The organism is Stenotrophomonas sp. I18B00994 (assembly GCF_014145825.1).
In the GTDB taxonomy this organism is placed as follows: domain Bacteria; phylum Pseudomonadota; class Gammaproteobacteria; order Xanthomonadales; family Xanthomonadaceae; genus Stenotrophomonas; species Stenotrophomonas maltophilia.
This window is the reverse complement of record NZ_JACIUW010000018.1, coordinates 62,129-83,847: the sequence shown is the minus strand read 5'-3', so window position 1 is coordinate 83,847 and position 21,719 is coordinate 62,129. Positions and strand designations below refer to the sequence as shown.

Sequence of the window (21,719 nt, the reverse complement as noted above, 5' to 3'; positions counted from 1 at the left end):
CTCTTCCGATCTCGCGCGTTGCGCGGTCAACGCCACAAGGGCTATCAATGCACGGATGCACAGTGGAGAGACGGCAATGAACATGCAGGTGCCGCAAGCGTGGTGGCGCGACCTTTCAGTACCGGCCCTCGTTGCCGGCTTCATTACTGTGCTGGTCGGCTTCGCCAGTTCGGCCGTCATCGTGTTCCAGGCTGCACAAGCTGTCGGTGCCAATCAGGCGCAGATCGCTTCATGGATGTGGGCACTGGGACTGGGCATGGGTGTCACCTGCATCGGACTGTCACTGCGCTATCGGGTACCGGTGGTGACCGCATGGTCGACACCGGGCGCGGCGATGCTGGTGGTCGGTGCCGGCGGCGCATCTCTTTCCGAGGCCACCGGTGCATTCCTGCTCGCTGCGGTTCTGGGCACGCTGGCTGGCTTCTCCGGCATCTTCGCCCGGTTGATGCAACGGGTACCGATGGCGCTGGCCGCCGGCATGCTGGCCGGGGTGCTGCTGCGCTTCGGTCTGGACGTGTTCGTGGCCATGAACACCCAGCTGGTACTGGCGCTTGCCATGTTCGCCACGTGGCTGGCCGGACGCCGCCTGTTCCCGCGCTATGCGGTCATCGCCACCCTGCTGGTCGGCATCGCGGTTGCGGCCAGCCGTGGCCTGCTGCACGCACAGCAGGTGCAGCTGCAACTGGCGGTACCGCAATGGGTGACCCCATCCCTGTCCTGGACCGCGGTGGCCGGCATCGCCCTGCCCCTGTTCGTGGTCACCATGGCCTCGCAGAACATTCCGGGCGTGGCGGTGATGCGGGCATCCGGCTACGACGCCCCGGTGTCGCCGCTGATCGGCTGGATCGGTGTGGTCAATACACTACTGGCGCCGTTCGGTGCGTACGCGCTGAACCTGGCGGCAATCACCGCCGCGATCTGCATGGGCCGCGATGCCCATGAGGACCCGGCACGACGCTATACCGCCGCCATGGCGGCAGGTGCCTTCTACATCGTCATCGGGCTGTTCGGTGCCACCGTGGCCGCACTGTTCGCCGCCTTCCCCAAGGAGCTGGTGGCCTGCGTGGCCGGTATCGCGCTGTTCGGCACCATCGCCAACAGCCTGGCCAGTGCGCTGGCGGTAGAGCGGGACCGCGAGGCGGCACTGGTCACCTTCCTGGTCACCGCCTCGGGCGTCTCACTGGCCGGCATCGGCTCGGCGTTCTGGGGCCTGGTGGCCGGTGCGCTGTGCCTGCTGGTGCTGCGGCCCCGTCAGGACCGCTGACCCACCCTACCCGGCCAATGCTGCGCCGACGATGCTCAGCGCCACCGCGATGACGATGGCGATCAGTGTGGCGACCACGCTGGTGCCGCCACGCGCGGTCAGCTCGCTGCGCAGCCGTGCATCATCGTCGCCGGTGACGGCACGGGCCTGGGCGATCAGGCGCTGGCAGTGCGCCAGGTACCAGCTGTTGCCAAAGATGCCTGTGGTGATGCTCAGCGCGAAGGTGATGACCAGCGACAGGCCATCCGGCACATCCAGCAAGGTCTCCACCACGCTGATCAGCAGCAGCAGGCCAGCCCACATCGCCGCCAGGCGATACATCCGGCGGTACATCATCCAGATCAGGCCGAGCAGGAAGGCCGGCCAATGCCAGGTGCCACTGCCCGTGGCAATGCCCTGATCCAGCCGCCAGCGCTGGCGATAGATCGGGAAGTTGCCGCCGACCACGCTGGCGTACAAGGCCATCTCGCCCTCCAGCCCGGCAGCCGCAGCCCTGTCCGGTGCAGCGACCGGTGCACGATAGGGATCGGACGGGTCGCCGACATCCGGCGCGATGCCCTCAACCGCAGGGGCTGCGTCGATATCCAGGGCCGGAACCACCTCGACGGGGGTGGAAGCCTGCTCCAGTTCCGCCAACGGCCGCCATGAGGGCATGCCTTCGCACCAGAGCAGGGTGCGCGCCGTAACCGTCCCTTCCTGCTGCAGCTGGCGAAGACCGGCCAGATCCACCGGCCCACTGCTCTGCCTGCCATTGGCGTACCACCATTGTGCTTCCTGCATGTTTTCCGTCCTTGCTACCTGCATCGACAAACTGAAATCGTTGTCCGCGCCTACAGCGCGGTACTGCCCAGGGTCTGCACCAGCTGATGGCGCGCACCCGGCGCAAGCGTAATCTGCTCCGGGCCTGCGTTGGCCACTTCCAGGCATACGTAATCGCGCCAGCCCTCGCCGACATCGGCCATCCTGGCTGCCGCCTCGGCGCCCGGATTCCAGACCACCAGCGTCTGGCTGCCTTCGCTGCGGATCTCGATCCGCCGCTGCAGTACGGGATCATGCAGCACGTAGTGGCCCCCGGCACTGGTATAGATGCGATCGCTGCGACCGGGATCACGCGGATCGCGCAATGACCACGGTCCCTGTTGCAGGCGCAGCTGCGCATAGTCCTCGTACTTGTCCAGGTACTGCAGGCCGTCAAGGCCCTCGACCTCGACCCGCTTGGCATCGCCCACCCGGAAATAGCTGTGCAGGGCCTGGGTGAAGGTCACCGGCGAGGTTCCGGTGTTCTCGGTGACCAGCTGCTGGCGCAGCTGGCGGCCAATGCGCAACTGCATCTGCAGGCGCAGGCCGCGATCGGCGCTGGGCGCAGGCGCCAACTGCAGCTCGACCTCGCCATCATCGCGCTGGCTGGCCTGCAGAAGCTCCCAGCGCGCGGTACGTACCAGGCCATGCGCCGGTACATCGGCGCTCTGGCCCTGGCGACCGAACCACGGCCAGCACACCGGGACGCCACCGCGGATGGGCGTGGGCAGCTCGGCGCGCGTGGGCGAAAGCCACAGCAGATCGGGCTGCCCATCAGGAACGAACGACAGCAGCTGGCCGCCGAACACGCTGACGACCGCCGTGGCGTTGGCGGTTCGCACCTGCCAGACCTCCAGGCCGTGATACAGGCCGGTGCTGATGTCCGGATCCGACTGCATGCGATGACGCTCCTTGAAGACCGCGGCGATGATGTCGCGGTCAACGTGCCGCCGGCAAGGCTTTCTGCCCAGCGGGTGCGATGGCGGCCGCCTCTTCCTGCAGCGTGCGCAGGATGCGCTGGCCTGCGCGGCCGTCCACCTCGCTCCAGCCCAGGCGCTGCTGCTCGGCCTGGATCGCGCGGCGCGTGGCGGTACCGATCATGCCGTCGGCGGCACCGATATCGTGGCCGCGGGCCAGCAGCAGGGTCTGCAGCTGGCGGCGCTCATCGCGGCCCAGGCCCGGGTCATCGGTCGGCCAGGCGGTGGCCAACCCGTTGCCGCCACGCAATTGGTCAGCCAGCGTCGCGATCGCCAGCGCATAGCTTTCGGCGGCGTTGTAGCTGTAGATCGCGTCGTAGTTGCGGAACACCAGCAATGCCGGGCCCTTGTTGCCGGCCGGCAGCAGCAGCGCCGCGCGCGCATCCGCCGGCAGATTGGCCGGAGCCAACACGCTGCCATCCAGCGCAGTCACGCCCTGCGCACGCCAGTCGGCCAGGGCGCGACGCTGGGTGCGGCCGGCCTGGCTGGCGTGGAAGCCCGCAGGAACGCGGACTTCCACGCCCCACGGCTCGCCGCTGCGCCAGCCGGCGCGCTTGAGGTAGTTGGCGGTGGACGCCAGCGCATCGGGAATGCTGCCGACCAGATCGCGGCGGCCATCGCCATCACCGTCCACGGCGATGCGCGCATAGGTGCTGGGCATGAACTGCGTATGCCCGAAGGCACCGGCCCAGGAGCCGGTGAGCCCCTGGGCCTGCAGGTCGCCGCGGTCGATCAGCTTGAGCAGCGCCAGCAGTTCACCGCGGAAGAAGGGTTGGCGACGGCCGGCGCAGGACAGCGTGGCCAATGACTGCAGCAGCGGGCGCTTGCCGAACACGCGGCCGTAGTCGCTCTCCACGCCCCAGACCGCGACGATGGTGGCCGGATCGACGCCGTACTGCGCCGACACGCGATCGAGCAGGTCGCGGTGCTGCTGCAGCAGGGCGCGGCCATCAGCCACGCGCGGGCGATCGACCAGCGCGGCCAGGTAGTCCCAGATCGGCGTGGTGAATTCGGGCTGTGCATCGAGCAGGCCGAGCACGCTGGGGTCCGGGGTGAGGCCGGCGGTGATCGCGTTGAAACGGTCGGGACTGATGCCTTGTGTCGCAGCGGTGGCCTGCAGGCCCGACAGGCAGCGGCTGAACGCCGGATCGATGTCGCCGGCAGGCGCGGCGGGCGCTGTCGGCGCCGAGGCAAGAGCGGCCGCCAGGCCGAGCGTGGTCAGAATGGGCATGGCGTCCTCCGTGTTGCCGTTGCACGGCCATCTTAGGGGTAGCGGTGCTGCTGAACCTGAAGCGGTACCGGCTGGCCGTCCGCCCTAGATGGCACGCAACAGGCGCAGGCCATAGGCCGGGCCTTCAGCATCCCAGCGCTGCATGACCTGCAGGCCAGCCGGCTGCAGCAGCGCTTCGAAGCTCTCGTCGGTGTACTTGTGGCTGTATTCGACGCGGATCGGTTCGTCGGCCTCGAAATGGAAGGTCCGGCCATCCAGATGGACGTCCTGTGCCCGCTGGCTGACCAGATCGGTCTCGATGCGCAGCCGCGCGACGCTGTAGCGGGCACGATGACGGAAGCCCTGCAGATCGAAGTCGCTGCCGACCTCGCGGTTGAGGCGGGCCAGCAGGTTCAGGGTGAATGCGGCGGTGACGCCCTGCGCATCGTTGTAGGCCGCCTCGATCAGCGCCGGGTCCTTGTGCAGGTCGATGCCTACCAGGGCCAGGCCATCACGCCCCATGGTCTGGCGCATCGCGCGCAGCAGCGCGACCGCGTCCTCGCCTTCAAAGTTGCCCAGCGTGGAACCGGGGAAGAACAGCAGCCGTCGCGCGGGTTCGCGTTCGGGCATGGGTACGGCGACGGGACGGGTAAAGTCGGCACAGACCGGCAGCATCTCCACCTCGGGCAGCGCCGGGGCCAGGTGGTCGATGCTGGACAGCAGCGCGGCACGCGAGATTTCAATGGGCGTGTAGGCCACCGGGTCGTGCAGGGCGGCCAGCAGCAACGCGGTCTTGCGGCCACTGCCGCTGCCCAGTTCCACCACGTGCAGGTGCGGCCCGACGCTTCGGGCGATGTCCGGCAGTACCCGTGAAAGCAGGGCCAGCTCGGTGCGCGTGGGGTAGTACTCGGGGGTCTGCGTGATCTGCTCGAACAGGCGCGAGCCGCGCGCATCGTAGAAGTACTTGGACGGCAGCTGGCGCGGCGTGCGCGACAACCCGGCCACCACGTCGGTGAGGATCTGCTGGCGGCCGGGGGTGAGATCGGTCAGCGCCTGCAGTGCGTCGTGCACCGTACTCATGCGAGGTCCCTGGCCAGGCGCAGCCCGGAGAACTGCCAACGCGCCGGGGGCATGAAGAAGTTGCGGTAGCTGGCACGCACGTGGCCACGCGGCGTGGCGCAGCTGCCACCGCGCAACACCCATTGCCCGCACATGAACTTGCCGTTGTATTCACCGAGGTTGCCGGCGAAAGGGCGGAAGCCCGGGTAGGCGCCATACGCGCTGTGGGTCCATTCCCATACATCGCCGAACAGCTGACGCAGTCCACTGCCCCCTGCAGCCTGCGGGTGCAGCCGATCGTCATCGGCAAAATGACCGCGAGGCGGCAGCGTTGCGGCGGCAGCCTCCCACTCGAACTCGCTGGGCAGGCGCGCACCGGCCCAGCGGGCGCAGGCATCGGCCTCGTAGTAGCTCAGGTGGCAGACCGGCGCATGCGGATCCAGTTCGCGCCAACCGCCCAGGGTGTACTCGCGCTGCAGGGCGTCATCCCAGTACAGCGGGTGCTGCCAGCTCTCGGCTTCGCGCAGCGCCCAGCCTTCGCTGAGCCACCAGCGCGGTTCGCGGTAGCCGCCGGCGTCGATGAAGGCGCGGTACTCGGCATTGCTGACGGGACGCTCGGCCAGTGCGTGCGCGGGGAGCAGCACGCGATGCGCCGGCGATTCGTTGTCGTAGGCGAAGGCGGTGTGCTGCGGCCAGGCTGCGGCGCCGATGGTGACGATGCGCTCGGGCGACTCGATCCAGCCCTGCGCACTGGCAGCGCTGGTTGCAGGCTGCAGGTCCTCGCGGTAGGCCAGCTGCAACGGATTGCACCAGAACGCGTGCTTGATGTCGGTGAGCAGCAGTTCCTGGTGCTGCTGCTCGTGCTGCAGGCCCAACTGCAGGTGCTGCAGTGCCTGCTCATCAAGGTCGCCTGCCGCCAGCCGCGATTGCACCTGTGCATCGACCTGCTGGCGGTAGTCGCGCACCTGCTGCAGCGATGGCCGCGACAGCAGCCCACGCTGCGGCCGGGCGTGCGCCGGGCCGAGGCTCTTGTAGTAGCTGTTGAACAGGTAGTCCCAGGCAGGGTCATGCGCCGGTGCAGGTGGGAAGCCGGCCAGCACGAAGCGTTCGAAGAACCAGGTGGTGTGGGCCAGGTGCCATTTGCTCGGGCTGGCATCGGCCATGCTCTGCAGCATGGCATCTTCGGCGCTGAGGGGGGCTGCCAGGTGCATGCTGCGGTTCCGCACACATGCGTACTGGCGGGCGAGATCGCGCTGCGGGGCAGCGACGGCGGTGGCTACGCTGTCCATCCGGGCAGCATCTGCGCAACAGGGTGAGTGCGATGTCATCGTTCGACGTCAACGCGTTCACATGCGTGACCATCCCGCATTCAAGAAGCCGGTGCGAACGCCGCTAACGGCAATGCTGCGGCCGCGTCGTCACCGCGCTGGAATTCCTGCTTGCCCCTGCATCCGCTCCGCCAGCCTGCGCATTACCTGTTCGTGCTGCCCGCCGTGCTGGTTGCCGTGGTGCTGTGGGCAGCACTGGGCAACGAAGACGTTGCCAGCCCGGCCCAACGCATCCTGCCCTGGCTGCTGGCCTGCCTCGGCGCCGGCCTTGCCCTGCTCTACCACCAGGTGCGTACGCTCTGCCTGCTGCTGGTGGTGGCGGTCATGTTCGCGCTGCTGCACCAGGACGTGGGCGGCTACCTGCACAGCGGCCATGTCACGGCGCTGACACCGCTGCGCTTCCATGCCATTTCGGCCTGGTTGCCCTTGCTGTTCGCGGGCCTGGCATTGTGGCCCGAGCGCGGCCGCCGCCGCCGCGACCTGCTGCTGCGGGGTGTTGCCAGTGGCGCCGCGCTGGTGATCTTCCTGCTGCTGGCCACGCAGCAACCCCGGGGCATGCACGATCTGCTGTCCAACCGCCACTGGAGCTGGATTCCGGCCGACTGGAACGCGCTGGCACAGCTGCCAGCGCTGCTGTTCCTTCTGGCAACCGCCGCGCTGGGCTGGCAGGCCTGGCGGCATCCGCGCCCGTTGCACACGGCGATGCTGCTGGCCCTGCTGTGCCTGTGGTGGATGCTGCCACGGGTGTTCCTGCAGCCGGTGCTGCTGCCGGCACTGGCCAGTGCGGCCCTGCTGCTGATGCTGGGCGCGATGATGCAGGAGTCCTTCCATATGGCCTTCCGCGATGAGCTGACCGGCCTGCCGGGGCGCCGCGCCTTCAATGAGACCCTGCAGCGGGCGCGCGGCACCTACAGCATCGCGATGGTGGACGTGGACCACTTCAAGTCGTTCAACGACACCCACGGCCACGACACCGGCGACGATGTGCTGCGCCTGGTGGCCTCGCGCCTGGGCCGGGTGGGCGATGGTGGCCGGGCGTTCCGCTATGGCGGCGAGGAGTTCGCGGTGGTGTTCCTGGATCGTCCCGCAGCGGCCTGCGTGGATGCAGTCGAGGCGCTGCGGCAGACCATCGAGGACACCCGCATGCAGCTGCGCGACCGGAGCACACGCAGCCGCGACGATGAAACGGGGCGCCGGCAGCGCGGACGCGGCGGAAGCGGGCAGACGGTGCAGGTAACGGTGAGCATCGGGCTGGCAGACAGCCGCGTGGATGAGCGGCCAGCGGCAGTGATCAAGGCCGCCGACCAGGCGCTGTACGCAGCCAAGGACGGTGGCCGCAACCAGGTCCGCGCGCATGCCGGCCAGCGCGTGCTGGCGGCACGCGGCGGCTGAGGTTCACACTGCGTCGAGGTAGTACCAGCGGCCGTCGACGCGCAGGAAGCGGCTGTGCTCGGCCATCTTCACCGCGCTGCCGCCGCCCACGCGGTAGCGGGCGGTGAAGCGCACTTCGGCGCTGTCGGCGCCGGTGACGATGTGCTCGTGCACGGTCAGGCCCAGCCAATGCGTACGCTGGCCGGGCGCATCATCCAGCGACAACTCGGCCGGGCGGGTATCCGGATGCCAGCTCTGGCGCAGATAGTCCGCCAGCGCCCGCACATAGGCGCTGTAACGCGATCGCATCAGGCGCTCGGCATCGGGGGCGGCCTCACCGGCATGGAAACGGCCACAGCAGGCGGCGTACTCGGCGGGAAGGCCGCAGGGGCAGGGATCGGTGGGTTTTCGGCTCATGCGGACATTGTCGCCGGGTTGTGCGGATGGATCCACGCGGGGCACCGGTCAACCAGTGCATGACAGGCGTATGCTGTCGCGCCCCCATATCGATTGATCGCCGTGCTGGAACTGGTTCCCCCTGAGTTGTGGTGGCTGGTGGTCATCGCCTTCATCGCCGGGCTGGTCGATGCCGCCGTCGGTGGTGGTGGGCTGGTGCAGCTGCCTGGCCTGTTCACGGTGCTGCCGCAGCAGACGCCGGCGATGCTGTTTGGTACCAACAAGTTCAGTTCGATGTTCGGTACCGGTGCGGCCGCCTGGCGCTATGCGCGCAACGTGCGCTTCCCGTGGAAGCCGGTGTTGTTCGCGGCCGGCACGGCCTTCATCTTCTCCTTCGCCGGCGCCACCGCGGTAAGCCTGCTGCCCAAAGACGCGGTGCGCCCGCTGGTGCTGGTGCTGCTGGTCGCGATGCTGGCCTACACGCTGTGGAAGAAGGACTTCGGCGCGTTGCACCGGCCACAGGAGATCGGCCGCCGTGAACTGGTGATCGCGCTGGCGATCGGTGCGGCGATCGGCTTCTACGATGGCTTCTTCGGGCCGGGCACCGGCAGCTTCCTGATCTTCCTGTTCGTGCGCTTCTTCGGGCTGGATTTCCTGCGCGCCTCGGCGGCGTCGAAGGTGGTGAACCTGGCGACGAATGTGGCGGCGATCTCGTTCTTCGTGCCGACCGGCAACATCCTGTGGCTGTTCGCGCTGCCGATGGCGGCGGCCAACATCATCGGTTCGGTGGTGGGCACGCGCCTGGCGCTGAAGGGCGGCACGCCGTTCATCCGCAAGCTGTTCGTGGGGCTGGTGGTGGTGCTGATCGCGCGGATGGCGTGGGATACGTTCCGCGCTGCGTGAACGCGGTTGCCGGCCAGCGGCCGGCACTACCGGGTCATGAACCCCGCCCATGGGTAGTGCCGGCCGCTGGCCGGCATCCCCATCCGATCAGGTCATGAACCCCGCCCATGGATAGTGCCGGCCGCTGGCCGGCATTCCCCATCCGATCGGGTCATGAACCCCGCCCATGGGTAGTGCCGGCCGCTGGCCGGCATCCCCATCCGATCGGGTCATGAACCCCGCCCATGTGGTGCCGGCCGCTGCCCGGCATTCCCCTTCAATCGGCCAGGTCAGGCCTCGGCTTCTTCCGGTTCGTTGGCCTGCTGGCGGCTGCGCTCGGGCAGCTTCAGGCGCTTGCCTTCCTCGTCATACTCGATCAGCAGCACGCCGGAGTCGTGGCGACCGCTGATTTCGACGAAGCAGGCGCCGCCGATGAACGGTTCCAGCGTCATCACCGACTTCAGCGGGGTGGCAACCACCATCTGGAAGCCGAAGTTGTCGAAGATGTTCATTGCCAGTGCGGTGAACTCGTTGTCGGCCTTGTCGAAGGCTTCGTCGAGCACCACTGCGGCGTAGCTGGGCAGCTGGCTGTCAGCACCGCCGAGCTGGTAGCGCAGCGCCGCGGCCAGGCAGGTGGTAGCCAGTTTCTGGCGCTGGCCACCGGACTTGCCGGCGCCGCTGCGGTAGATCTCGACCTGCTGGCGCGTTTCCGCATCCAGCTCGACGCCGATGAACTCCACGTGCATGCGCACGTCCAGCACCAACTCCCGCCAACGCTTGTCCTCGCCTTCCTGCGAGCCCAGGCGGTTGACCAGCTGGCGCAGCACGGTGAACTGCGATTCGGCCAGCTCGCGCTGCTCGGTCTGCTGCTGCGACAGCACTTCGCGCAGCTGCAGCTGGAACTCGCCCACTTCCGACAGGCGGCGGTCGCTCAGCTCGATGGTCAGCAGCGTACCGCGGTTGAACGGCACCTGTTCCAGGCTGGCGTTCACTTCATCCAGGCGCTGGCCGATCGACTTGCGGGCCTCGGCGCTGTGGCGCTGCAGGGCCAGCAGGTTGTTCTTGCTCTGGTTCTGCAGCAGATCGAAGAAGCGCTCTTCGTGCTGCGGCAGGCCATCGCGCTCCAGTCGTTCGAGGCGTGCGAGGAAGTCCTCGGCCGAGGCCACCGACACGGTGAAGTCGCCCGATTCCTCCGGCCATTGCTGGATGAAGCGACGGAAGCAGCCGATCAGCTGGTTCTCGATGCGGTTGAGGTCCTGTTGCGAGGACGACAGCTGCTCGTTCAGCGCGTTGCTGACCTGGCGCATGTGCGCTTCCAGCGTTTCCAGGCTGAGCGGACCCTGCTCCTGCAGGCGCTCGGCAAGGCCGGCTTCCTGCTCCTGGGCCAGGCTCGGCAGCACCAGCGCACGGCTCTGCTGGCGCGCGCGGTCCAGGCGATCGCGTTCCTTGACCAGCTGCCCGCGCTCGACGCGGACGTCTTCATAGGTGCGGCGGGCCTGCTCGATGTCGGCGCGCACGGCGTCGATCTGCTTGGCCAGCTTGGCGAGGTCGGCATTGCCTTGGCGCAGGTCGCGCAGCGTGGCCTCGATGTCGCTCAGGCGCTGCTGCGGGGCGGCGATGTCGATCTCGTTCCAGCTGATGCTGACCAGCTCGTGGCAGGCCAGGCGGCGTTCGTTGTCGCGGTCACGCTGTCCACGCAGGCGCGCGATGTCGGTCTCGCAGCTGGCGATGCGCTTGGCCAGTTCCTGAGCTTCGCGCTCGAAGGCGCCCACCTTGTCGTGGTTGTTGAAACCAAGGATCCAGCGACGGCGGTCGCCCACCGCACTGCGGTCATCCTTCTCGAAACGGTCGCCCGGATGCTTGACCTGGCCTTCGCGGGTGATGCCGCGGTCGACGTTGCGCAGCTGCTTGGCGTCCACGCACTCGTAGTCGAATCGCTTGCCGAGCTCGCGGCGCAGCCAGCTTTCGAACACGTGTTCGCGCAGTTCCAGCTTGTGCAGCAGCGACTTCGCCGACGGCTCACGGGCGAACGCATCATCGTTGCGGCGCACGCGGTAGTAGGTGAAGCGCATGCCCAGGTGGGTACGGTTCACCCACTCGGCGACGTCGTTGTAATGCTTGTCGTCGACCAGCAGCGACAGCGCGAAGCCACCCAGCACGCGCTCGATGGCACCCTGCCAGCCCTGCTCTTCCGAGCGGACCTGGATCAGTTCACCGACGAACGGCAGCGCCGCTTCAGCGATGCCGGTTTCCTCGGCCAGGCGCGCGCGCAGCTTCTGCATCGGCGCCGGGATGTTGGAGGGCGTGCGCTGCATCGCTTCGAGTTCCGCACGGACTTCGCCGAAGCGGCGCTCGTCATCGCGCTTGCCACCCAGGCGATCGCTGATCGCATCGTCCAGCGCCGAAGAGGCGCGCTGTCGGTCCTGCAGCTCGTTCTGTGCGCGCTCGACCAGTTCGGCGAAGCCGTGTGCGTCGTCCGGCAGTTCGGCCCCCAGCTGCTGCGCGGCCAGGCTTGCCTGCTCGCGCTTGGCCTGGCGGCGGTCGCGCTCGGCTTCGGCGCGGCCCTGCTCGCGTTCCAGTTCTTCGATGCGCTCACCGCCCTGCTGGCGGCGCTGCAGTTCCAGTTCGGCCAGGCGCTCGGTGTGATTGTCCAGTGCGGCACGGCGCTGGGCTTCTTCGCCGAGCAGGCCACGGTCACGCACGTCCATCTCGCGCAGGCGCGCTTCGATCAGCGCCTGGCGGCGGCTTTCACGGAAGCTGTCGACGCCGAGCTTGAGGGCTTCGTCGTCGCCGCGCCGGCGGTGCATTTCCTTCAGGTCGTTGTAGTAGGCGCGTGCCGGCAGCAGGGTCTCCACCTGGCGACGGGCGGTGACCACCGCCTGGTGCGCGCCATCGAGCTCGGCGAAGTCGCTGACCAGGCGCTCGGCGGCGTCGAAGGTCTTCGGCGTGTCGAGCATGAAGTCGCGCAGGAAGACGTTGAGGTCGCCCAGGTTCTTCGCCGACTGCGTCTTGTGCAGCAGGCGCAGCGCCATCTCGTTGTCGATGCCGAGCAGGTCGCGGAAGCGCTCGGCGTAGCCGGAGAAGGTGTCGAAGTGGTGCAGGTCGGACAGCTTCTGCTTGAGCTTGCGCAGGTCCAGGTCGAACCCACCAAGATCCTTGGCGATGTCGAACGGGCGCTCGGCAATCATGTAGTGCTTGCGCACGTCACCGGCCGAGGTGCCGTTGCCGGAGATCCACAGCAGGCGCACCAGGCTGACCACGCGGCCATCGCCGGCGCGGTATTCCAGCACCAGTGCGGTCCAGGTGGCGCCCTTGCGCAGGTACTGGGTGGCGATTTCGCCGGTGCCGCTGTCCTGCTGGTCAGCCCACGCGCCACGCACGTAGGACACCAGGTTGCGGTCGCGGCCACTGCGCTCGGCTTCACGCGCAGCAGCGTTGAAGTCGACGATGGCCGGCGGCGTCAGCAGCGCGGACATGGCATCGAGCAGTGTCGACTTGCCCGAGCCGGAACGTCCGACGAACAGGAAGCCGCGCTCGGCGATCGGTACTTCGGTCAGGCCGTTGAAGGTGCCCCAGTTGTGCACCTGCAGGCGGCGCATGCGGAACTGCTGCAGGCGCGGGTCCGGCAGGCCTTCGTTGAACAGGGCGGGAGTGTGCTTGGAGATAGCCATGCGATGGTCGGGTCTCTCAGGCCTCGGCGGCCGGGGTTTCGCGCAGCTGGCGGTAGACCGCCGAGAGCTGGGACACGTCTTCGGCGGAGAACAGCAGCTTCAGCGCCGGCGAGACTTCGTGGCGGTCTTCCTGGCCGCTGAGGCGGGTCAGGATGTGGTTGTCCTTCATCTTCTGCACCGCCGAGGCGACGCGGCGGTTGAAGCCGGCGCGGTCGGTGGACAGGTTCTTTTCGTAGATGGCCAGTGCTTCGGCCATTTCGGCATCGGCGACCACCGCGCGGTTGCCGCGCGCATCGGCTTCGGCCAGCTGCTGGCGCAGGTACAGCAACAGCACCGAGTCGATGAAGGTCAGCGGCGAGGTGCGCAGCAGCACCGGCGCGTCGACGTCTTCGGTATCGGCCTGGCGGGTGAACGCCACGCCGCTGTCACGGTCGAGCACCAGTTCCAGGAACAGGTCCGCCAGCGACGAGCGGATGGCCGCTTCGCTGCGGATCAGTGCCGGCCACAGCTTGGCGTGGCGCAGCTGGTCGATGCTGGGGCCGATCAGCAGCTGGCACAGCGCGCGGCGCGCATCCAGCGGCAGGCGCCCGGTGTCGCCGAGGTAATAGACGTCGTTGCCACGGCGGGGCTGCGCCACGGCCGCCACCGGTTCGGCCTCGTAGGCGTCTTCCGCCACGTCGGCCTGCGCTGCGTCGATGGGATCTTCATGCCAGCTCATGGCGTCTCTCCTGGGTGAACCAAACCAGCGGGATGCGGGCGCGACGGACCTGGCCGTCGCCACCACGCCATTGCGCAAGCTCCTGCTCGCCGGCGACCACGTTGCCGAAGCGCGTGCCCAGCGACAGATAGCCGATGACGCTGCCAAGACCCTGCGGCGCCTCGCGCTGCGACAGGGCCTGGGCGATGCTGAGCCGCGGCTGTGCGTCGAGCAGGTCGTGCAGGTCGCGGCGCAGGGTGCGGAAGTCGATTTCGGACGAAGCGACCAGGTCGCCGACGCTCTCCAGGCTGATCGCGGCCGCGTCGTTGTACTCGACATTGCCGTCGACCTGGGCGCTGCGCGGATCATGCAGCTTCCACTGCGACCACGAGCGCAGGCGGCTGGTGGTCAGCTGCAGGTCGCGGCCGATGCCGCGTTGTGCGGGGAATTCGTCGCGCAGGGCCAGCGCTTCGGACTGCGCCTGCTTCAACAACTGGTTGAGGCGGCGCTGTTCCAGGTAGCCACGGCTCTGCACGAAGCCGCGCAGGCTGCGCGCGAAGTTCTGCAGGACGTCGTGCACCTGGCCACCGCGCTCGAGCATGGTGCTGGTGAAGCTGCGCAGGAAGTTGCGTTCGTTGCGGTCCAGGCGGCGGGCGAAGCCGCGCGCCAGCACCGCTTCCAGCGCGGCATCGAGCTGGGCACTCTGTTCGGCGTCGTTGAGCAGGCGCCAGAAGGCCTGGAAACTGCGCCCGGCGTCACTTTCGCCAATGACATCCACACCTTCGAACAGCTGCGACAGCACATCGCCGCGCTCGCCCTCGTCGTCGATGATGCGTTCGCGGAAATCGCGGTTGAGCTGCTCGAAGTCATCGCGCACGCGGCGGAAGTCCTCGGTCAGCTCGTCGGCCAGGCCGATGATCTGGCGGGTGCGTTCCAGCGCGCGCTTGCCGTCCAGCGCAACCACGCGGCCGGTACCGACCCGGGCGATTTCGGCATCGATGCGGTCGCGCTCGTCGTGCAGCGCGGACAGGCGCGCATCGGGATCGGCTTCGGTCTGCGCAGCCAGCGCCGAGAGCTGTTCAATGACCAGCGCCAGGCGGCTTTCGGTGGCGGCCACGCGGGCCTGCTCGAGGCCGTCGGCGAAGCGGATCGCCTGCAGTGCCGCGGTCGCCAGCTCGTACTGCTCCTGGTCGGCGCCTTCGGGCAGACGGCGTTCCAGCCAGCCCTGGGCCAGCCAGTGCGCGATGTAGGCCTGCGCGGTGCGCGGCAGCTCGCGCGAGAGTTCATCGCCGGCCAGCTGGTCCAGCGCGCGCTGCAGTCGCTCGTTCAGTACCGAGGACGGCAACGTGCGCTCGCCGTCCATCAGCAGGCCCTGCAGCAGGCCGATGATTTCCGGAGCGTGGTCGGCGGCAAGCAGCTTCCACTGGGGCTGTTCGCGCAGGTGGCGATAACGGGCAATGCGTTCGCGATGCTTCATGCAGCGAAAGAAGTCTGTAGGGCTGACAGGGACAAACCGCCATGCACAGCTGCCGCGTGGACAGCCGTGGGCATGCCGGCCTGCAGGAGCCGGCGTGGTGCGGGCAAGCGGCTCAGCGCTTGCCGCCCACTTCGATGAAGCGCAGGAACTCGGCGCGGGTGCGCGCGTCGTCGCGGAAGCTGCCCAGCATCTTGGAGGTGACCATGCTGACGCCGCGCTTGTGGATGCCGCGGGTGGTCATGCACTCGTGGGCGCCTTCGACGACCACGCCGACGCCGATCGGCTGCAGCACATCCTGGATACACTGGGCGATCTGCGCGGTCATCTTCTCCTGCACCTGGAAACGGCGGGCGTAGGCTTCGACGACACGGGCCAGCTTGCTGATGCCCACCACCTTGCCGGCCGGCAGGTAGCCGACGTGCACGCGGCCGATGATCGGGGCCATGTGGTGCTCGCAGTGGCTTTCGTACTCGATGTCGCGCAGGACGATCAGCTCGTCGTAGCCGGCCACTTCCTCGAAGGTCCGCTCCATGTAGGCGCGCGGGTCGTCGCGGTAACCGCTGAACCAGTCGCCATAGGCTTCGGCGACACGGCGGGGGGTATCCAGCAGGCCTTCACGGGACGGGTCCTCACCGGCCCAGCGCAGCAGGGTGCGCACGGCATCCTCGGCCTGGTCCTGGGTCACGTCGCCCTGCGGGGCGGCCTTTTCGTTGTTCTTGCTCATTGCGTACAGCGTCCCGAACGGGGGGCGAGCATCGTACCCGACCGGGGGGTGGGTCGTCCTGTTGGGACGGTTCATCGGGGGGCGTTGTTGGCGCGTCGTTGCTAACGGTTTGGAGTGGGAGAGGGGGCTGCGCAGGACACGCCGTAAACCCGTCCATGGGGGCTCGGTCGGCGCATCCATGCGCCTCACGGTCCTGCCCTGCCGCCCTTCCCCATCCCTGACAGTTTCCCGCGGGCGCGGCCGGACCGCCCGAAAGCGGGGGCAAAAGCGGGGGTTCATGGCTTCGGAAGCGGCGCGCCGCTGCTGTGGTGTTTTGTGCTTTGGTGGGTGCGGACCGTTGGTCCGCACTGCTTCTGCGCTTGCTTCTAAGAGCCAACCCGCCGCGCTCGCGGGGGGATGGGAAGGCAGCGGGGGCCGGGCGGGGCAGGACCGTCCGCGGCATGGATGCCGCGGCCGAGCCCCCAAGGATGGGTTCACGGCGTGTCCTGCACCGTCCGGCGCCCGCTGCCCCACCCGACACCAGGCAGGCGCAACGCTTTCCTCACTACACCCACCCATTCAGAAAAACCTATTGATAGGAATGAAATTAGTAGTATCCTATCTATCTCTTATGGACCGCCCCCTCGACGAGCGCACCGTGCTGCAGATGCAGCTCAGCTCCGGCCTGCTGTACGCAGGGCGGCAGTGGCAGCGCCTGGCCGACAGCCGGCTCGGCAGCTACGGCATCTCCACCGCCTGCACCATGCCGCTGCTGATGATCGGCCGCTCCGGCGGTGGCATCCGTCAGGTGGCGCTGGCGCAGCAGCTGGGCATGGAAGGACCCTCGCTGGTGCGCCTGCTGGACAAGTTGTGCGCCAGCGACCTGGTCCGCCGCGAGAGCGACGCCAGCGACCGCCGCGCCAACCTGCTGTGGCTGACCGACGCAGGCCATGCGCTGGTCAGCGAGCTGGAAGACCAGTTGATCGGCCTGCGCCAGGACGTGTTCGGCGAGCTTTCCATGGATGAACTGCACGCCGTGCTGAAGGCATGGCGCCTGCTGGCCGAGGCCGCCGACCGCATCACGTAAGACCGCTGCCCCTGGACACCGCCGCTGCCGTGCACACGCCAGCGGCTTTTGCCCGTTGTCGTTGTTTCGCTGTTCCTCCCCTCCCCCCACCTCGCCCCCGCCCCTACCGATGCCCGGTGAATTCAGTCTCCACGGAGTATTCGTCCCGACCCTGCTCGGGTTGATGTTGTTGGCCTACCTGGTCAACAGCGGCCTGCACGCGCTGCTGCAGCGTGCCGGCGCCTATCGCCACGTATGGCACCCGGCGCTGTTCAACCTGGCCCTGTACGGGATCGTGCTTGGCCTGCTGTTCCACTTCCTGCGTTGGATGCAATCGTGAACAAGATCGTGAAGAAGACCCTGCCGGTGCTGCTCACCAGCGCAGCCGTGATCATCGCCCTGCTGGTGCTGCGCCAGCTGTGGGTCTATTACATGGATGAGCCATGGACCCGCGATGCCCATGTCGGTGCCGACGTGGTGCAGGTGGCGCCGGACGTGTCCGGGCTGGTGGAAACGGTGCAGGTGGCCGACAACCAGGCGGTGAAGAAGGGTGACCTGCTGTTCGTGGTCGATCGCGCCCGCTACCGCATCGCGCTGGAGCAGGCCCGCGCCAACCTGGCCGAGCGCCAGGCATCGGTGGCGCAGCTGCGCCGCGAGATCGGCCGTGACCGCAGCCTGCAGGACCTGGTCGCCGCCGAGGACGCCGAAGTGCGCCGCGCCAAGTTGCAGGCCGCACAGGCTGCGCTGGCCACCGCACAGGCGGCGGTCGACCTGGCCGAGCTCAACCTGGGCCGCACCGAGGTGCGCGCGCCGGCCGATGGCCGGGTCAACGACCGCACCCTGCGCGTAGGCGACTACGTGGTGGCCGGCAAGCCGGTACTGGCGCTGCTGGATACCGGCTCGTTCCGCATCGATGGCTACTTCGAGGAAACCCGCCTGCGCGGCGTGGCCCCGGGGCAGAGCGTGGACATCCGCCTGATGGGCGAGTCGGCCCCGCTGCGTGGCCACGTGGAAAGCATCGCCGCCGGCATCGAGGACCGCTACCGCAGCAACGGCAGCACCCTGCTGCCGAACGTGACCCCGGCCTTCGACTGGGTGCGGCTGGCACAGCGCATTCCGGTGCGCATCGCCATCGACGAAGTACCCAAGGGCGTGGAACTGATCGCCGGCCGTACCGCCACGGTGACCGTGGACACCGGCCGCCATCCGCACAACGACAAGGCCGGCACTGCGCCGACACAGGCGGGCCTGTGAACGCCGCCCTGCCCCGTCTCGGTCTGATCGTTGCGCTGGCCAGCCTGGCGGCCTGCAGGACCGTCGGCCCGGATTACGCCCTGCCGGAAGGGTCGGCCTTCAAGCGCCCGGAGGCCAATACAGCCTTCATCGATACGCAGAACCCGCAGATTGCCGCCAACCAGGCGCTGCCCGACCGCTGGTGGTCGCTGTACAACGACCCGGTGCTGGACGGCCTGATCACCCAGGCGCTGCGTGACAACGTGGAACTGAAGGCCGCAGATGCACACCTGCGTCGTGCCGCGGCGGTGTACGAACAGGCGCTGGACGCCGGTGGCTTCGAGTACGAGGCCGAGGCCGGTGTCAGCCGCGCGCAGCTGTCGGCCGAATCGTTCCTGCAGGAGCACGAGCTGCCGGTGATAAACCTGGCCGATGGCAAGTTCGCGGTCAGCTACCAGTTCGACCTGTTCGGCAAGCTCAAGCGCGGCGCCGAGGCAGCGCGTGCCGACGAGCAGTCGGTTGCTGCGGCGCGCGACCTGGCCCAGGTCAGCGTGGTCGCGCAGGTCGCCGACAGCTACCTGGAAATCTGCCACGCCAACCACGAACTGCACGTGGCCGAGCATTCGCTGCAGCTGCAGCAGCGCAGCCGCACGGTCACCGAGCGCCTGATCGCGGCCGGCCGCGGCACGCCGCCGGAACTGGCCCGCGCCAATGCGCAGGTGGCACTGCTGGAGGCGGCACTGCCGCCGCTACGCGCGCAGCGTTCGGCGGCCGCCTATTCGCTGGCCGCGCTGCTTGGGAAAACCCCGGGCCAGCTGCCAGCCGGCGTGATCGACTGTGCGCACGCCCCCGGCCTGGCGCAGCCGCTGCCGGTCGGTGATGGCCGGGCGCTGCTGCAGCGCCGCCCGGACGTGCGCCAGGCCGAGCGCAAGCTGGCCTCGGCCACGGCGCGGATTGGGGTCGCCACCGCCGAGCTGTACCCGGACATCCGCCTGGGTGCCTCGGTGGGTGCCGCCGGCCTGCTGGAAGACTTCGGCACGCCGATGACCCAGCAGTGGTCGATCGGCCCGCTGATCTCGTGGACGCTGCCGTCGTCCGGCACGCACGCACGCATCCACGCCGCCGAGGCGGGTGCCGATGCCGCGCTGGCCGAGTTCGACCACACCGTGCTGCAGGCGCTGCGCGAGACCCAGACCGCGCTGGACCGCTATGCGCAGGACCTGCGCCGGCTGCAGTCGCTGCGCATCGCGCAGGAGCAGGCCGCACTGGCCGCCGAGCAGAACCGCCGGCTGTACCAGGGTGGCCGTACGCCGTACCTGTCCAGCCTGGATGCCGACCGCAGCCTGGCCACCAGCGACGCCACCCTGGCCGCCGCCGAAGCGCAGGTCTCGCGCGACCAGATCCATCTGTTCCTGGTGCTGGGTGGCGGCTGGCAGGCATCGGTTGCCCCGCCCGCGCCGTCCACCGCACAGGCCTCGGCGAAGTAAGCCATGAACGCGCTGACCGATCGCCAGGCCTGGCTGTTCTCGATCAAGACCTACCTGGCCGCGGTGGCCGCGCTGTACATCGCCATGGCCGGCAACCTGTCGCGCCCGTACTGGGCGATGGGCACGGTGTACATCGTCAGCCAGCCGCTGCTGGGCCCAACCCGCGCCAAGGGCGTGTACCGCATCGTTGGCACCCTGGTGGCCGGCCTGGCTACCCTGCTGGTGCTGCCGGCGCTGGTGGAAACGCCGCTGGTGCTGAGCGCGGCGATGTCGATCTGGCTGGCCGGGTGCCTGTTCATGGCCCTGCTCAACCGCGGCCCGCGCGGTTACGCGTTCCTGCTGGCCGGCTACACCACCGCCTTCATCGGCTTCCCGGCCGTGACCTCGCCGGAGACCATCTTCGACACCGTGGTGGCCCGCAGCGAGGAGATCATCCTCGGCACCGTGGTGGCAGTGCTGTTTGCTTCGCTGCTGTTCCCGGCCTCGGTACGCCCGATGCTGCGCGCCCGCATCGGCAACTGGATGGAGGACGCGGCGCAGTGGTGCCGGCAGATCCTCGAACGCGGCCGCGCGCACGCGCCGCGCAACCGGCTCGCCGCCGACCTGGTGCAGTTCGAGGCGCTGATCGAGTTCCTGCGCCGCGACGACCCGCGCCATGCCGGTTCGGCCGTGTCGATGGAGCGGCTGCGCGAACGCATGCTGCTGCTGTTGCCGGTGCTGTCCTCGATTGCCGATCGCCTGAGCGCACTGCGCAGCGATGGCCAGGCCCTGCCGGAAGGCCTGCCGGCGCTGGTCGACGACATCCATGACTGGCTGGACGGGCCCACCAACGCCAGCGAGTACGCGCGCCTGCGCGCGCGTATCAGTGCGTTGAAGCCGCAGGTGGACCGCGACCTGCAGCACCTGCAGCTGGCCAGCCTGCTGCTGCGCCTGGAGGAACTGGTGGACCTGTGGCAGGACTGCCGCACCCTGCAGCACGCGATCGACCAGGGCACCGCGCCGCTGGACCGTGCGCACTACCGCATCCGCACCGAACGCGTGGCCGCCGACAAGCACGTCGACTACGGCATGGCGCTGTTCTCCGCGCTCAGTGCCGGCGTGGCACTGATGAGCTACTGCGTGCTGTGGATCGCGCTGGGGTGGGAAGGCGGTGGCAACGGCGCGATGATGGCCGCAGTGACCGCCGCGTTCTTCGCCGCACAGGACGATCCGGCGCCGAGCATGGTGTCGTTCCTGGTGTGGGCGATGGTCGCCTCGGTGGTGGCCGGCGTGTACCTGTTCGGCGTGTTCCCGGCGGTGCACGACTTCGGCCTGCTGGCGTTGGTGCTGGCGGTGGCGTTCCTGCCGCTGGGGCTGATGCTGCACCACCCCAAGAGCGCGCTGTTCGCGCTGCCACTGACCGTGAACCTGGCCGCGCTGCTGAGCCTGCAGAATACCTACAGTGCCAACATCCAGACCTTCCTCAACTCGTCCATCGCGATGTTCATCGGCATTGGCTTTGCGGTAGTGATGACGCGCCTGTTCCGTTCGGTGGGTGCCGAGTGGACCGCGCGCCGGCTGGTGCGGCAGGGCTGGACCACGCTGGCCGAAGCCGCCGAAGGACGTGGCCAGCAGGACCGCCAGCGCTTCGCTGCGCGCATGCTCGATCTGCTGGGCCTGCTCGCGCCGCGTCTGGCGGCGACGCCGGAGGGCAGCGACATCGCCTCGGTGGATATGCTCAATGAAGCACGCATCGGCCTGAACATCCTGCAGCTGCGCCGCGCCCGGCTGGAACTGCCCGAGCGCAGCCGCGAGGCGGTCGAGCACATTCTGGAAGAGGTCGCCGTGCACTACCGGCGGCAGATCGCTGCGCGCAAACCGATTGTGGCGGCCGAGGCGCTGCGCGAGCGGCTGGATACTTCGCTGGGCCGGGTCGGTAGCGTGGCCGCCTGCAAGGCCCGCGATGAAGCCCTGATGGGCCTGATCGGCCTGCGCTTCGCGCTGTTCCCGGAGGCGAAGGCGCTGGCGCCGGGCTTGGCGATGAGTGCAGCCGGACAGCCGTAGCGCGATACCCTGTGCAGTCACAGGACCCATTGCCGGGGTCGGACCCTTCGCCGCGGG

The 21,719-nt window shown here is 68.6% G+C and carries 18 protein-coding genes; 8 read left to right on the top strand and 10 right to left on the bottom strand.

Going from position 1 to position 21,719, the window contains the following annotated elements:
• Window positions 1-76: 76 nt before the first annotated feature.
• Entirely contained in the window at window positions 77-1,264 is a 1,188-nt protein-coding gene (locus H4O10_RS17415; RefSeq protein WP_033834561.1) for a benzoate/H(+) symporter BenE family transporter, read from the top strand.
• Window positions 1,265-1,270: 6 nt separating this feature from the next.
• On the opposite strand, the gene H4O10_RS17410 is transcribed toward H4O10_RS17415, so the two are convergent.
• From H4O10_RS17410 to egtB, 5 genes are all read right to left on the bottom strand, one after another.
• On the bottom strand, window positions 1,271-2,044 hold the full coding sequence (locus H4O10_RS17410; RefSeq protein ID WP_033834562.1) for a DUF2628 domain-containing protein: 774 nt from the start codon (window positions 2,042-2,044) through the stop codon (window positions 1,271-1,273).
• Between the two features lie 50 nt (window positions 2,045-2,094).
• A complete protein-coding gene (locus H4O10_RS17405) occupies window positions 2,095-2,961 on the bottom strand; it encodes a D-hexose-6-phosphate mutarotase (protein WP_049453139.1) in 867 nt (288 codons plus the stop codon).
• 40 nt (window positions 2,962-3,001) lie between these two features.
• Window positions 3,002-4,270, bottom strand: a complete 1,269-nt coding sequence (locus H4O10_RS17400; protein ID WP_033834564.1) for a lytic murein transglycosylase — start codon at window positions 4,268-4,270, stop codon at window positions 3,002-3,004.
• A gap of 84 nt (window positions 4,271-4,354) precedes the next feature.
• Entirely contained in the window at window positions 4,355-5,329 is a 975-nt protein-coding gene (gene egtD, locus H4O10_RS17395) for an L-histidine N(alpha)-methyltransferase (protein WP_049403456.1), read from the bottom strand.
• A complete protein-coding gene (egtB, locus tag H4O10_RS17390) occupies window positions 5,326-6,597 on the bottom strand; it encodes an ergothioneine biosynthesis protein EgtB (protein WP_049454827.1) in 1,272 nt (423 codons plus the stop codon). The genes egtD and egtB overlap by 4 nt, the downstream gene beginning before the upstream one ends.
• 150 nt (window positions 6,598-6,747) lie before the next feature.
• On the opposite strand from egtB, the gene H4O10_RS17385 reads away from it, so the two are divergent.
• A complete protein-coding gene (locus tag H4O10_RS17385) occupies window positions 6,748-8,028 on the top strand; it encodes a GGDEF domain-containing protein (protein ID WP_049403454.1) in 1,281 nt (426 codons plus the stop codon).
• A 3-nt stretch (window positions 8,029-8,031) separates the two neighbouring features.
• Here the strand turns inward: H4O10_RS17385 and H4O10_RS17380 are convergent, their stop codons facing one another.
• A complete protein-coding gene (locus H4O10_RS17380; RefSeq protein ID WP_049403453.1) occupies window positions 8,032-8,424 on the bottom strand; it encodes a YchJ family protein in 393 nt (130 codons plus the stop codon).
• 102 nt (window positions 8,425-8,526) lie between these two features.
• On the opposite strand from H4O10_RS17380, the gene H4O10_RS17375 reads away from it, so the two are divergent.
• Window positions 8,527-9,306 carry a TSUP family transporter gene (locus tag H4O10_RS17375; RefSeq protein WP_005411690.1) on the top strand — a complete coding sequence of 260 codons (780 nt, stop codon included), beginning with the start codon at window positions 8,527-8,529 and terminating at the stop codon, window positions 9,304-9,306.
• A 269-nt stretch (window positions 9,307-9,575) separates the two neighbouring features.
• On the opposite strand, the gene H4O10_RS17370 is transcribed toward H4O10_RS17375, so the two are convergent.
• The 4 genes from H4O10_RS17370 to folE all read right to left on the bottom strand — a co-directional run bounded on the left by H4O10_RS17370 (window position 9,576) and on the right by folE (window position 15,854).
• A complete protein-coding gene (locus tag H4O10_RS17370) occupies window positions 9,576-12,956 on the bottom strand; it encodes an SbcC/MukB-like Walker B domain-containing protein (protein ID WP_180845710.1) in 3,381 nt (1,126 codons plus the stop codon).
• Window positions 12,957-12,972: 16 nt separating this feature from the next.
• Entirely contained in the window at window positions 12,973-13,674 is a 702-nt protein-coding gene (locus H4O10_RS17365; RefSeq protein WP_005411692.1) for a DUF4194 domain-containing protein, read from the bottom strand.
• A complete protein-coding gene (locus H4O10_RS17360; protein ID WP_005411693.1) occupies window positions 13,661-15,130 on the bottom strand; it encodes a DUF3375 domain-containing protein in 1,470 nt (489 codons plus the stop codon). Before H4O10_RS17360 ends, H4O10_RS17365 begins: the two co-directional genes overlap by 14 nt.
• Before the next feature lie 112 nt (window positions 15,131-15,242).
• Window positions 15,243-15,854 carry a GTP cyclohydrolase I FolE gene (gene folE, locus H4O10_RS17355; RefSeq protein WP_004141296.1) on the bottom strand — a complete coding sequence of 204 codons (612 nt, stop codon included), beginning with the start codon at window positions 15,852-15,854 and terminating at the stop codon, window positions 15,243-15,245.
• A 610-nt stretch (window positions 15,855-16,464) separates the two neighbouring features.
• On the opposite strand from folE, the gene H4O10_RS17350 reads away from it, so the two are divergent.
• The 5 genes from H4O10_RS17350 to H4O10_RS17330 all read left to right on the top strand — a co-directional run bounded on the left by H4O10_RS17350 (window position 16,465) and on the right by H4O10_RS17330 (window position 21,662).
• On the top strand, window positions 16,465-16,920 hold the full coding sequence (locus tag H4O10_RS17350; RefSeq protein ID WP_012481667.1) for a MarR family transcriptional regulator: 456 nt from the start codon (window positions 16,465-16,467) through the stop codon (window positions 16,918-16,920).
• A gap of 109 nt (window positions 16,921-17,029) precedes the next feature.
• The gene (locus H4O10_RS17345; RefSeq protein ID WP_049452333.1) at window positions 17,030-17,239 is read left to right on the top strand and encodes a DUF1656 domain-containing protein; all 210 of its coding nucleotides are present in this window, start codon (window positions 17,030-17,032) and stop codon (window positions 17,237-17,239) included.
• Window positions 17,236-18,153: an HlyD family secretion protein gene (locus tag H4O10_RS17340; RefSeq protein WP_005411697.1), complete on the top strand. Its 918-nt coding sequence runs from the start codon at window positions 17,236-17,238 to the stop codon at window positions 18,151-18,153. Before H4O10_RS17345 ends, H4O10_RS17340 begins: the two co-directional genes overlap by 4 nt.
• A complete protein-coding gene (locus H4O10_RS17335; RefSeq protein ID WP_049452332.1) occupies window positions 18,150-19,619 on the top strand; it encodes an efflux transporter outer membrane subunit in 1,470 nt (489 codons plus the stop codon). The genes H4O10_RS17340 and H4O10_RS17335 overlap by 4 nt, the downstream gene beginning before the upstream one ends.
• A gap of 3 nt (window positions 19,620-19,622) precedes the next feature.
• Window positions 19,623-21,662, top strand: a complete 2,040-nt coding sequence (locus H4O10_RS17330) for an FUSC family protein (RefSeq protein ID WP_049452331.1) — start codon at window positions 19,623-19,625, stop codon at window positions 21,660-21,662.
• Window positions 21,663-21,719 lie beyond the last annotated feature (57 nt).